This window comes from Maribacter arenosus, from assembly GCF_014610845.1.
Taxonomy (GTDB): domain Bacteria; phylum Bacteroidota; class Bacteroidia; order Flavobacteriales; family Flavobacteriaceae; genus Maribacter_A; species Maribacter_A arenosus.
Genome location: NZ_JABTCG010000002.1, coordinates 233367 through 245898, shown reverse-complemented (window position 1 = coordinate 245898; position 12532 = coordinate 233367). Strand labels below are relative to the sequence as shown.

Here is a 12532-nt window from a genome sequence, read left to right as displayed (position 1 = left end):
ACGATGTATTCCCCTTATCGGTTTAGGCTATTCTTCAACCGGATACCCATTCAATTGTTGTTGCTCCTCCAGGTCAACAGCATGGTACATGGCCGCAAAGGCAGCGGAAATCCATATGATGGCGAATATGATACCAACGATAAAACAGATAAGCCCACCTATGACAATGGGAATGGCCAATAGGCCCATCCCGAAAATCTGCCATCCATGTCCTCTAGTCATTTCCCAGCTTTTTTCAACAGCAGCAACCGGGTCCATGTTTTTGTCCATGACCAAGTAAGAAACGAAGGCCAACCTACAGGCCAGAATGATTCCCGGTATAATGAGAAAGACAAATCCCAACCCCACAATGGCGAAAACAAGTAAATTGGCCAGGATGATATGTACGTAGTTCTTTTTAAAACCATCGAACATTTCCCTGATCTCAATTTTTTCATTACGTATGGCACGTAGGTATAACAAATCGCCTCCATATTTGACCACAGAATAAAATAACAACCAATACGCAGCGCCAAGAATTTGCAACAAGATCAATCCGGCAGTCAGGTCACCATCGGATTCCTGAAGTACGGAAACAGGTGAATTTAGAACCCCTACAATGACCATCACTAGGAATAAATATAAAAAGTGCTTCCACATTTGTTGCCATCCATAACCATAACTACCCGTTATGGTTGCTTTTGGTCTTCTTTCTTCTTTTACGATTTCCATGGGTATTGATTTTAAGTTGATATAAAAGTAAGAGTGTCTTTTTTATATTCCTTCCAACTTAAGTAGTGATTTTAAATTCACTACTAAGGTAGTGGTCGATTTAGGTACATTTTCATACTTTTAGGCTATAAGATTCCTATCCTTGCTTAGTTTAACCTTCATCGTGGTATTTATTTTTTGTACGGCCATCGCAGTGGCAAGCACATTATTGGCCCATCAGTTCATTACCACCTACAATACCGAGTTTCTCAGGAACTATTTTTATTACCTGGTTACTTTTTTCGCATTCGCGTTTTACGGGATTTGGGGTCCGATTATCATGCGGGTACTACTGTCATCCATAGCCTTGGAAAACGAAATAATAAAGGCCGTCGCCAATTTTTTACCTGTTTTAGGCGTGCCTTTTCTGATGATTTCTTGGATTATGTTGGTGAAAATGGGATTTTCACTGGTGGGGGTCAATGCAGGGAACAAAGCTATAGGAATATATTTCACTTTTTTGGTCGCCGTACTAACGGCCATTGTAGGGATTTACTTTTTTGTAGATACCACAGGATGGCTTTTTGGGGAGCAACTCAGAAACACCGAGATTGGGATTTTTATCGTTTTGGAACTGGGTTATATGATTTTATTCGCCACTATTGTATGGAAGTATTCAAAAAAACAAGATCGATCTCATCAAAAAATAATAAACCGTTTTGTGTTATTCATGCTTTTGGCCCTAGTAGTACGATTAGTGGTATTGCCTTTCGCTTTTTCCGGCCCATGGAGCCTTGCTGCGTTGATCTTGGTCTATTTTATGACCAATTTTGTTCCCTTATTTTTTTTGAAAGTCAATGCGGATATGGTATTTGTACCCTTACATGCCGAACATCCGAATGAAGGGAAAAAGGAATATATTTTTGAAAAATACCAGATTTCAAAACGTGAAAGAGAGATTGTTGAGCAGATTTGTTTGGGGAAGACCAACCAACAAATTGCCGATACGCTCTTCATTAGCCATCAGACGGTTAAGGACCATACGCATCGCATTTATACCAAGATCGGGATCAATAGCCGTATGAAGTTGGTACAGATGGTGAACGGATAGCTTAGGATCCATCAAACTGAATTATCTTCAACCACCACATGAACAGTACTGTACGTAGTTGGGGAACAAAATTTTTGGATAAGATGGATACTAGAATACATGTTTCCGCCATTTGGCAAGATGAAGCATGGGTGCTTACCCAGATTCAAGCGCGAATAAAAGAACCACCCGAATTAAGACAGACCATTAAAATAGATTATTTTTAACGTTCAGGACTTTAAGACTCTACAACCCATCGAATGATTCCCGAAACCACCTTGAAAAAACCTAGAATAGAAGTCGTGGATAGTTTAAGGGGTTTCGCTATTATGGCCATTATGCTACTGCACAGCATTGAGCATTTCAATTTTTATGTATTTCCGAAAAAATCCACCCAGCCCGATTGGCTCAACACCATGGATCAATGGGTTTGGGATACTTTTTTCTTTTTATTTGGCGGCAAGGGCTATGCTATTTTCGCCCTTTTGTTCGGATTTACCTTTAGTCTCATGTACGCCAAGCAACAGACCAAGAACATCGATTTTGGTTCCCGTTTTTTATGGCGCATGCTCCTATTGGTTTGTTTTGCCCTGTTCAATGGCATGTTCTTTCCTGGGGAGGTTTTGATGCTATATGCCTTGGTAGGTATCGTCTTGTTTTTGGTTCGTAAATTCAATACTAAGGCCTTACTGATCACAATCGTATTGCTGTTGTCACAACCTTTGGAATGGGCCAGTTATTTACGTTCCGTTTTCGACCCGAATTATGTGCCTCCTGTATTGGAAATGGGTTATATATGGAAGGCGTTGAAAGAAGGTCAAATGGGCGATTCGTTTTTTGGTTTGGTTAAAGCAAACACCCTGTACGGTCATAAGATGTCGCTAATGTGGGCCTATGATGTGGGTAGGTTGTTACAAACCGCCGGGTTGTTTGTATTCGGCTATTGGTTGGGCAAAAATCAACTTTTTGTCGATAGTGAAAAGAGCAATAAATTCTGGAAGCGGGCCCTGATCGTGGGTGCTACGGTTTTTATTCCATTTTTTCTGTTGGAAAAGAACTTCAAAGCACTTGTCGATGCCAAAATATATGCCCATACGCTCTTGAAAGTGGTCGATATGTATGGCAACCTAGCCTTTACGACAGTGTTGGTGGCTTCTTTTATACTTCTCTATAAAATCCAATATTTTAGAGATATTCTGAAGGGTCTCCGTTATTGCGGGCGTATGAGTTTGACCGCTTATGTACTGCAATCGATGGTCGGGGGTTTTGTGTTTTTTGGTTATGGGCTGGGCATCGGGACCAAGGTTCGGCATACCATGAGTTTGGCCGTGGGCATTCTCCTCTTCGTGCTCCTGTTTTATTTTTGTAAATGGTGGATCAATAGATACGGCCAAGGTCCTTTGGAAAAATTATGGCATAAGCTCACTTGGATCGATCTTTCGGGCAAGAAAAAGAAAGCGATAGGGTAGTTCACTGGGAGGGCTCTTTTATCGAACTACTTCATCATAACTTTTCAAAGGAGAATATAAAGTTATTTTTAAATGCCCTTAATTGGCATTCAATCGTTCCCGCTCAATTTTATCGATTTCCCGTTGATTGTCCTCCAACCTAAAATTACCGAAGTTTACGGTAAGTCCCAATCGAACATATTGGGTCTCTTCCCTCGCAAAATAGGCATTGTCCTGATTCAGGTATTTAGATGAGATACGGTTGTTGGCTTTGTTCAACAAGTCATTTACCTGTAAACTGATCAATGCCCTATTGTTCCAAAGGGTTTTCCGTAGACCTAAGGTAAGGTTCGTTGTTTCTTCTTGCTTATAGGACCCTTCCAGAAATCCGGAGAGGTAGGTCAGCCCTACTTCCCCCTTAAAGGTACCATCCTTTGATAAGGTAAGATAGTTGGTCAGATCAAGATAGCCCCCATTCACCGTATTGGTGACTTCTTGATTGTCACTTTCCAAGGCGACAAAGGTCTCGTCTTCGTGAAAAATGGAAATATAACTATATAGGTACCACCAATCGGTTACCGATTTCCCATAATTGAAATCGAAGCCGTATGAAGTGCTGCCTAGGACATTTTGTGTAATATCGCGCAAAACCTGGTTGAAGTTGTCCTGAAAGGCCAATGTGGAGATGAAATTGCCATTGTCCCTATAATAAAAATCAAAAAAGAATTCATCCTGCAAGGTGTAGTTCAGGTTAAAGTTATGGCTAAAATTGGGAAGCAAGTTAGGGTTACCTTCTGAAAAATTATTTTCATTGATATAGTACCGGAACGGATTCAGGTCCTCATATCTGGGCCGCGCCAGTTTTCGCGAATAATCGAAAGATAGACTATGATCGGTATGGGGTTTAAATAGTAGATGCAATGTGGGGAAAAGTTCAAAGTAGTTCAAATCATTTATTTCGGAAAGGGAGGTTGAAAACCCGGAACTTTGCGTCTGTTCAGCACGCAGACCGGTTTTAAGGCTGACCTTATTCCAATCTTTCGATAGACTCACATACCCAGCGTAAACCTTTTCATCATAAATATAGTCATCGGATAAATTGGCGATAAAAACACTTCCACTAGTTGTGTTGAAATATTCGATACCACTTTTAGACTCGATGAAGGAACCTTTTAACCCGGTTTCAAAATCAAGGCTCCCTAGTGTCGTTGAGATATCCAATTGGGTGGTATAGATTTCAATATCCTGATCGGCATCGGTAAAAAAACCGTAGGTTCTTATAAATTGCCCATTGTCATCCGAATAATCGGATCGTGCATTTTGGGTAGAATGGAAATCAAAGTTAGTGTAATGACCGTTTAACCGAAGATTGCCTCCAGCCTTAAAATCGTATGTGTAGGTAAAATCCGCGGAAAAATTGTTTTTGTCCTCAAAAAGGTCGCTTTGGGTGATAAAAGTAGAATCGAGCAGGCGTTGGGTATTTCGCATTTCGGTAAACTGTACATAGTCGAAATCCTTGTTTGGTGAAACTAATGCGGTGGTCGTAAAATCAAGTTTATTTCGTTCATCTAGGGTATAGTCCAAATTAAACTGTGCGGTATGGGCTTTTGCTTTCGATGTTTTATCAAAATCGGTCTGCCATCTTGAAAAAATACCGGTGTCATTGATGAAATTGGCCTCACTTTCTATGTTCTTATAGTCCTTTCGAGGACCATAGGTGTAGGAAGCTAAGAGGTTCAGTTTTTTGGTTTTGTAAAAATGGGAGGTCCCTAGGGTATATTTTGGAAATACCCCTTGGGTATAGGTACTATTAATATTGCCCTTGTAGCCCAATGAAATATTTTTATTGGTCACTATGTTGAGAACGGCCCCACCTTCGGCATCATACTTTGCCGGGGGATTGCCAATGACCTCGATCAATTTTATATGTCCGGCAGGATAATTCTCCAATAAATCATGCACTTCTTGGGAAGACAATTGCACCTTACGGTCATTGATATAAATGGTAGCCGATTGGTTGCGCACCTGTAATTCTTCACCTATGGCGATTACTCCTGGCGTTCGTTTGAGCACATCCCATGAACTGCCTTGTGAAACGACGGTATTCTCCACATTGAAAATCAGGCGGTCAGCTTTACGTTCGATTTTAGGTTTGGTGGAGGTAACCACCACTTCCTTCAAATTTTGAACTTGTTCGGCAATAATGAGTGTTCCCATAGCGACATCCTTGGAAACATCTATGCCGATTAATTTAGAAGATTTGCCAATATAACTAGCTTTGATAAGATAGATGTTGGGCTGTACATTCCGCATCACGAACCTACCATCCTCATCGGCCGAAACCCCTTTTACCTGGGTACTGTCCGCTACCTGTAATAAAAAAACCGTCGCAAAAGGAATGCTTTGGTTATCACCATCCTTTACTGCCCCGGAAACTGCAAAACTCTGTGCATTCAAGGGTATGCTACAGACAAACGACACGAACCAAAGAAAATAAAGGTATTTCACGTAGCATTTGGGTTAAACCTTAAATCTAGAAAATTATGTTGTATTTCTTTACAAATAATGTAAACTTTATTTTAGGTATTGGCATCTTATTGGCCTAAATAGGTGCTTCCGGTCCGAGATGCCAGTGGATGCAATGGACCATCAGAATATCCTGATTACCATTCTTGCTCTTCGAAAAACCTTGGGTTTCGACGTGTGGTTTTTTACCCTAAAAATCAACACTCCCTATGTGACTTCAAAACAATTAAGCGAATTAGGGGAAACCAATTGCGAAACTTTCTTTGCGCAAGCGCCCCAAATCAATCCTGATACTTCAAAAATCACCGGTGTAATATGTGGCCATCGTGTTGGGGTAATCAAAGACAAGCCCATGCAAACGATTCGATATGTAGATAAGTTGATCAACGAATTGGAAAAAGGAAAAGAAATGGATAAAATTTTAAGATAGTAGAGGGGACCGGATATTGGAAATAACCTTGTGAAAGTCTATAAAACCTTACTTCATAGGGTTAAGCTAAAAACAACCACGTGCGCTATCTAAAATTAATTACAGGCGTATTTCCAAAACGGAAATCCTTACATTTATATAAAAGCTCTGCGTAATCGAGGAAATGGTCAGTCGGCCATTTTCAAAAATGAAACCATCGTTAAAAACGTTGGGCATAATGCAATAAAATCAATGGGCCAGAGGATCGATTTAGAATTATGATATAACGTATAATCAGAAAAAATGGATACAAACACTATAAAAAAGAAGACTTTTGGGACTTTCTCGGGTGTGTTTACCCCTACGACCCTAACAATTCTAGGTGTAATTATGTATATACGCCAGCCATGGGTTGTTGGCAACGCCGGGGTAGTAGGAGCTTTGGCCATTGTTTTGCTATCAGTTGCCATTACTTTTACCACCGCACTCAGCTTGTCCTCTATCACAACAAACGTCCGGATCGGCAGTGGGGGTGCCTTTAGTTTGATTTCGCAATCCCTTGGATTGGAAATTGGAGGAGCCATAGGAATTCCTTTTTACTTCGCACAGGCCATTGCCGTTGCAATGTATATTTTTGGATTTCGAGAAGGGTTACAAACACTTACCCCGGGTATAAATCCATTTATCCTTGACATAGGAATTTTTATCTTGGTGATGACGATTGCCTTTATAAGTACCAGTTTCGCTTTTAAGATACAGTATGTAATATTGGGAATTATTGTTTTGTCATTAGTATCCATTTACGGCGCATTATTTGTTAATGATTTGAATTTTAACGTAGAATGGTTTGGAAAATACCCTGGCTCTATAGAAAACAATTTTAAAGGATCATCTTTTTGGATAGTCTTTGCCGTCTTTTTCCCTGCAGTAACAGGAGTTATGGCAGGGGCGAATATGTCTGGGGACTTAACCAATCCCCGAAAAAGCATCCCCGTAGGAACATTATCCTCGGTAGTGATTACCACGGTCATATATGTAAGTTTGATATTTGTTGCTGCGGTTATTGCCGATCCTACCGAATTGGCGGCCAACTACAATATCTTTATTGACAAAGCCTTGTACGGACCTATTGTTCTCGCTGGCTTATTGGGTGCGACGCTTTCATCGGCCCTGGGTTCGTTTGTTGGTGCTCCTAGAATCTTGTTGGCCTTAGGAGAAAAAAATATTCTGCCCAAAAGTAAGTTCCTCTCAAAGCTGTCTAAAAGGGGAGAACCGGTCAATGCCATGCTAATAACCGCCGTGATTGTCCTTTTTGGTATCTCATTACGTAATTTGAATACTATCGCCCCGATACTTACGATGTTTTTTATGATAACCTATGCCATGGTAAATATTGTCGCCTTGGTAGAACAAACCTTGGGCTTGCCGAGTTATAGACCCACCCTGAAAATACCAACGATTGTGCCTGCCATTGGTGCTTTAGGGTCCATTGCCATTATGTTCGTAATGAACGTTTTAGTTGCATTGTTTTCATTGGTTTTTATCGTGATTTTTTATCTATATCTGGTAAAAATGAACATCAAATCTGCTGCCGGAGACTCTAGAAGTGGTCTTTTCACTGCTTTGGCCGAGTGGGCGACCAAAAAAACCAATAATCTGAGACAAGAAAAAGAAGTAAGGTCGTGGCGACCTGATTTGCTAATGCCTATTACAATGCCAAAAGAACTCAGAAGCTCTTTTAAACTTATCCATTCAATTATATATCCTAAAGGTTCGATTAAAATATTGGCTTTGCGGAATGAAAATCAATTCGAACAGAATAACCTGGAAAACTTTCTTAAAAATGCAGTTAAAAAGTTTAAGGAAAGCGAATTATCGGTATCCTATACAACAATTGATAACACCGATTTCAATACAACGGTAAATGTAAGTATGCAATCGTTAAATGCTGCATTTTTTAAACCGAATATCATTTTTGCAAGCATTGATTCGACAACATCCAATTTAGCGTACTACGATAAACTTATAAAGGATTCTAAGAAGAATAATTTTGGACTGATTGTTTATATCCCATTTTCTACAGCTAGTCTGGCAATCGAAAAAAGTCTCAGTTTATGGATGACAAGTATTCCCGTAAATTGGAAGGAAACATTCAGTGTTAATAACAATGACCTATCTACACTTATTGCGCTGTTAATTTGCCGGAATTGGAAAGGGACTATTGATGTTCATATATTGAATAATGATGCGCAATTGACATTTTCCGATAAGGACATTGAAGATTTACATACTATGGTACGATTTCCCAAAAGCACTACAATTTCAATAAAAAAAGGTGATTTGCTGGAAAATGTAATTAAAGAGCGAAATTCGGATGTAAATATCTTTAATATAGAGGAAGGAATGACCGTTAAGGATATGGTCGAAATGGTGAATAAATCCCGAATTTCAGCCATTTATTGTGCCGATTCCGAATTTGAAAATGTTTTAGTATAAAGAAGAACAAAAGGTTGGTTATACGTATGAAGAACCTTTTCCGAGACAATAGATTAAAGTTCAATTGGCAATTAGGATTGACATTGATCATGTTGTTTGGAATACCAAGATTCCTTGTCGTTTTGGAGGCCAATCGGACAGGGAACTACAATTTCACTTCGCTTATTTTCATAATCATGTGGCTTACCCCTTTTTTGCTGTTAAAAAAGGAGGGTAGGAAAATGATCGGGATTACATGGACAAATAAAGTTCAGTGGTTGGTAATCTCATTCGTCTTAGGAATTTTGGCCTGTACGATCGTATTTTTTCTCGGATATTATCTTTATCAAGACACCATTGAAAACTGGTTTGTTTATATCTCCAATTCTTATGGGAATATTCCAATAAATGAACTCACGGGCAAGGATAGGCATATTTTCTTTGTATTGTTCGCCCTCATAGGAATGACTTTTAGCCCCATTGGGGAAGAATTGGTCTACAGGGGATTGATTCACCAAAGCTTTGTTCCGGGATTTGGGAATAATAAGGCGTCAATTTTCGATAGTTTAGCGTTTGCGACGGTTCACTTGGCCCATTTCGGCATCCTATTTACCGACGGGTATTGGAAGGTATTGGTTGTACCTGCGATTTTATGGATGACCTTGATGTTTTTGACTAGCAGACTGTTTTTTTATTGCAAAAATAAATCGGAATCGATTTATGGGGCCATTGCGGGCCATGCAGGATTCAATCTAGCAATGACCTATTTTATATTCTATCATATTATAAAATAATAGGTGTACTGGGCACCAAGCATTCGTAGACTCCTTATGCCCATGAGGAATGTCTAGTTTAACCTCCCCGACCAATGATGTTTTTCCATGGTTATAATGGGTCAAAAGTCCTCAATCTGATAGTGCCATAAAATCGAAGCCTTCGCCTTCTTATTTTAGGAAAGATCAAGTACCTTCAAGGGCTAAATAACTTAAAATGGGGAATCGAAGAAAATTTTTAAAAAATCTCGGGGCGGCATCAATTGCCACTACCTTGCCTTTAAGCCAGGTGTCGGCCCGATCTACTGTAATGGATAAGGATAGCATTACCGTGGGACTCATTGGTGTTAGGGGTATGGGTTGGGCAGACCTCATGTCTTTCCTTAAAAATGATGGAACCGCTTGTGTGGCTCTTTGTGATGTCGATACAGGGGTATTGGAAAAACGTGCTTCGGAGTTGGAAACCATAACGGGAAAACGGCCTAAAACCTTTTCCGATCATCGCGAATTCTTAAGGCTCAAAAATATGACTGCCGTTATCATCGGAACCCCTGACCATTGGCATTGCATTCAAATGATTGATGCCTGTGCGTCCGGGAAGGACGTCTATGTTGAAAAACCCATTGCCAATAGCATTCATGAAGCCGATTTAATGGTCAAAGCCGCACGAAAATATAATAGGGTCGTACAAGTAGGGCAGTGGCAACGGAGTGACCCCCATTGGCACTCCGCTTTTGACTATTTGCATACAGGGGCTTTGGGCAGAATAAGACAGGTGAAAGCCTGGGCCGATGTTAATTATGGTCGTGGATTTAATGTGGTCCCCGATACTGAAGCCCCTCAAGGCGTTGACTATGATCGCTGGTTGGGTCCAGCACCGAAAAGACCCTTTAACCAAAATCGATTTCATGGCACTTTCCGTTATTTCTGGGATTATGCGGGTGGACTCATGACCGATTGGGGGGTACATATGATCGACATGGTTTTGGAAGGAATGAAGGCCTCAGCCCCGAACTCAGTAATGGCCATTGGGGGAAAACTGGCGTTTCCCGATGATGCAAGCGAAACCCCTGATACCTTGACCACGGTTTACGATTTTGGAAATTTTAACCTCATTTGGGAACAATTCATGGCCATGGGCACTTCCCCTTATTTAGAAGAATCAGGGGAACCCGGGGTGGCCTTTATAGGGGAAAACGGTATCTTGGCCGTTAACCGGGCCAGTTGGAAAGTAATGCCATTACAGCACGATGGAAAATACCTTACCGAGGCGATTCCCCCACGAAAAAGTCATGCCAATGGATTGGATGCCCACACCAAGAACTTTTATGAGTGTATTAAAAGCCGAAAAGATCCCAACTGTACCATTGAAATTGGCCGGAATGCGGCACTCGTCGCCCATTTGGGGAATATCGCCTATAGAACCGGTGAAAAATTGGAATGGAATGATAGCGAAGGTAGTATTATGAATAGCCCTGAAGCGAATTCTTTTTTAAAACCGATTTATCGGGCCCCTTGGGAATTATGGCAAGGGTAAAATTTAGTTTCACACTTATGGCACATCAACTTAAGAATAAAAACCTGGAACTTCAAATCGACCTTCCGGATGAAAATTATAACGCTTCAAGATTTGACTGGACGGGGAAAATCACCCAGTTGAAGTTTCAAAATATACCCCTATCGATTGCTGAACGAACCGATATTGTAGATGACTTGGCTTTGGGAAAAGGGTTTTATAATGAGTTCGGTATCGATAATGCCCTAGGTTTTGAAGAAGCGGCTATTGGGGGATGGTTTCACAAAATAGGAGTAGGGCTATTACAAAAGGATACAGATGAATATCGCTTCAATAAAGCACATAGGATAAGACCCGCGAAATTTCAAATACAACACCCCGCTCCGAATATAATCATGATCAGTTGCATATCGGATACCATAAACGACTACGCCTATGTTTTAAAAAAAGAGATTGCCTTGTACGAAAGTGGGTTTTCCATAGCCTATCGGTTAGCGAATACAGGGGAAAAGGATATTCGTACGGATGAGTACGTCCATAACTTTATGGCCTTGAATAATGCATTGATGGGACCTGATTATAAGTTGAAATTTCCATTTCAATTAAGGCCCGAATATTTTAAGGAAACGGTGAATAGTGAACAGCAAGTTAGCTTAGGGTCCAATAGCGTTGGATTCAACGGTACACCCAACGAGCAATTCTTTTTCAGCAACCTATCAGGAGGTGAAAACGTAGAGGCATCCTGGGAATTGGTGAATCATAGACATAAGATAGGGATTAGCGAAACGGGGAGTTTTAAAACCAGTAAAGTGAATCTCTGGGGGTGGAAACATGTGATCAGTCCCGAGTTATTCTTTCAAATTGATGTTCCATCCGGTGGATCCAGGGAATGGTCCAGGACCTATAAGGTGTTTAATATAGATTAAGCATAATAGTGTTGAGGTTTAAGTAGTGCTAAGAAAACACCATGGTAGTAGAAAAAAGCGAATGGCTTTACCAAAATAATGAAACGGATACTGCGCGCTATATTTTAGGGGAAAGAAGCGAAAACATGGTGGCTTGTATAGGGGTCAATCCGAGTACGGCAAGGCCCAATGCATTGGACAATACATTACGGTCGGTAAAACGGATCTCGAAATTCAACGGCTTCGATGGCTGGGTGATGTATAACGTATACCCCCAAAGGGCTACGGACCCAAATCAGTTACACCGCCAAATTAATCAAAACTTACAATTGGAAAATGAAAATAATATAGCCCAATCCATTCGGGAATTGGGTATAGATACGATATGGGTGGCCTTTGGTGATTTAATAGAAGCTCGGGAATATTTGCCCGAATGTTTGATACGATTATATACCCAATTGAAACCTTTGAATCTGAAATGGAAAATAATTGGTGAACCCACCCAAAAAGGGCATCCGAAACATCCCCTTTATAAACCGACCCAGAGTCCGTTTATAGATTTCGATATGGGGAAATACATCATCGAAAGGTTGAAACCTATGACGTTCTAAGGTGTACTTTTGATTTTTAGCCTGTATTCCTTGAATGGGAATCGAAGTAGGCGTATTGTTTTTGAATCATTCCAAATTTCACACCCTTT

The 12532-nt window shown here is 40.5% G+C and carries 11 protein-coding genes; 9 read left to right on the top strand and 2 right to left on the bottom strand.

Annotation, left to right across the window (positions count from 1 at the left end; genetic code table 11):
• Window positions 1-27 precede the first annotated feature (27 nt).
• Window positions 28-711, bottom strand: coding sequence for a hypothetical protein (locus tag HPE63_RS06145; RefSeq protein WP_188313381.1), 684 nt, complete (start codon window positions 709-711; stop codon window positions 28-30).
• A 163-nt stretch (window positions 712-874) separates the two neighbouring features.
• On the opposite strand from HPE63_RS06145, the gene HPE63_RS18590 reads away from it, so the two are divergent.
• The 3 genes from HPE63_RS18590 (at window position 875) to HPE63_RS06135 (ending at window position 3249) form a co-directional block, all read left to right on the top strand.
• Window positions 875-1801 carry a helix-turn-helix transcriptional regulator gene (locus HPE63_RS18590; protein WP_188313380.1) on the top strand — a complete coding sequence of 309 codons (927 nt, stop codon included), beginning with the start codon at window positions 875-877 and terminating at the stop codon, window positions 1799-1801.
• A gap of 83 nt (window positions 1802-1884) precedes the next feature.
• Entirely contained in the window at window positions 1885-2007 is a 123-nt protein-coding gene (locus tag HPE63_RS18555) for a hypothetical protein (protein WP_262890203.1), read from the top strand.
• A 33-nt stretch (window positions 2008-2040) separates the two neighbouring features.
• Window positions 2041-3249: a DUF418 domain-containing protein gene (locus tag HPE63_RS06135; protein WP_188313379.1), complete on the top strand. Its 1209-nt coding sequence runs from the start codon at window positions 2041-2043 to the stop codon at window positions 3247-3249.
• Between the two features lie 78 nt (window positions 3250-3327).
• Here the strand turns inward: HPE63_RS06135 and HPE63_RS06130 are convergent, their stop codons facing one another.
• A complete protein-coding gene (locus HPE63_RS06130; protein WP_188313378.1) occupies window positions 3328-5736 on the bottom strand; it encodes an outer membrane beta-barrel family protein in 2409 nt (802 codons plus the stop codon).
• Between the two features lie 118 nt (window positions 5737-5854).
• Here HPE63_RS06130 and HPE63_RS06125 point away from each other — a divergent pair, with 118 nt between their 5' ends.
• The 6 genes from HPE63_RS06125 (at window position 5855) to HPE63_RS06100 (ending at window position 12443) form a co-directional block, all read left to right on the top strand.
• Window positions 5855-6184 carry a DUF2200 family protein gene (locus HPE63_RS06125; RefSeq protein ID WP_188313377.1) on the top strand — a complete coding sequence of 110 codons (330 nt, stop codon included), beginning with the start codon at window positions 5855-5857 and terminating at the stop codon, window positions 6182-6184.
• Window positions 6185-6466: 282 nt separating this feature from the next.
• On the top strand, window positions 6467-8659 hold the full coding sequence (locus tag HPE63_RS06120; RefSeq protein ID WP_188313376.1) for an amino acid permease: 2193 nt from the start codon (window positions 6467-6469) through the stop codon (window positions 8657-8659).
• A 26-nt stretch (window positions 8660-8685) separates the two neighbouring features.
• The gene (locus HPE63_RS06115) at window positions 8686-9432 is read left to right on the top strand and encodes a CPBP family intramembrane glutamic endopeptidase (protein WP_188313375.1); all 747 of its coding nucleotides are present in this window, start codon (window positions 8686-8688) and stop codon (window positions 9430-9432) included.
• 196 nt (window positions 9433-9628) lie between these two features.
• Window positions 9629-10948 carry a Gfo/Idh/MocA family protein gene (locus HPE63_RS06110; protein ID WP_188313374.1) on the top strand — a complete coding sequence of 440 codons (1320 nt, stop codon included), beginning with the start codon at window positions 9629-9631 and terminating at the stop codon, window positions 10946-10948.
• 17 nt (window positions 10949-10965) lie between these two features.
• Window positions 10966-11853: a hypothetical protein gene (locus HPE63_RS06105; RefSeq protein WP_188313373.1), complete on the top strand. Its 888-nt coding sequence runs from the start codon at window positions 10966-10968 to the stop codon at window positions 11851-11853.
• Between the two features lie 41 nt (window positions 11854-11894).
• Window positions 11895-12443, top strand: a complete 549-nt coding sequence (locus HPE63_RS06100) for a DUF1643 domain-containing protein (RefSeq protein WP_188313372.1) — start codon at window positions 11895-11897, stop codon at window positions 12441-12443.
• Window positions 12444-12532 lie beyond the last annotated feature (89 nt).

Coding starts and splice junctions, on each gene's coding strand:
- HPE63_RS06100 (WP_188313372.1), top strand. CDS start 11,895: ATGGTAGTAGAAAAAAGCGAATGGCTTTACCAAAATAATGAAACGGAT.
- HPE63_RS06145 (WP_188313381.1), bottom strand. CDS start 711: ATGGAAATCGTAAAAGAAGAAAGAAGACCAAAAGCAACCATAACGGGT.
- HPE63_RS06135 (WP_188313379.1), top strand. CDS start 2,041: ATGATTCCCGAAACCACCTTGAAAAAACCTAGAATAGAAGTCGTGGAT.
- HPE63_RS06125 (WP_188313377.1), top strand. CDS start 5,855: ATGCCAGTGGATGCAATGGACCATCAGAATATCCTGATTACCATTCTT.
- HPE63_RS06120 (WP_188313376.1), top strand. CDS start 6,467: ATGGATACAAACACTATAAAAAAGAAGACTTTTGGGACTTTCTCGGGT.
- HPE63_RS06110 (WP_188313374.1), top strand. CDS start 9,629: ATGGGGAATCGAAGAAAATTTTTAAAAAATCTCGGGGCGGCATCAATT.
- HPE63_RS06115 (WP_188313375.1), top strand. CDS start 8,686: ATGAAGAACCTTTTCCGAGACAATAGATTAAAGTTCAATTGGCAATTA.
- HPE63_RS06105 (WP_188313373.1), top strand. CDS start 10,966: ATGGCACATCAACTTAAGAATAAAAACCTGGAACTTCAAATCGACCTT.
- HPE63_RS18555 (WP_262890203.1), top strand. CDS start 1,885: ATGGATACTAGAATACATGTTTCCGCCATTTGGCAAGATGAAGCATGG.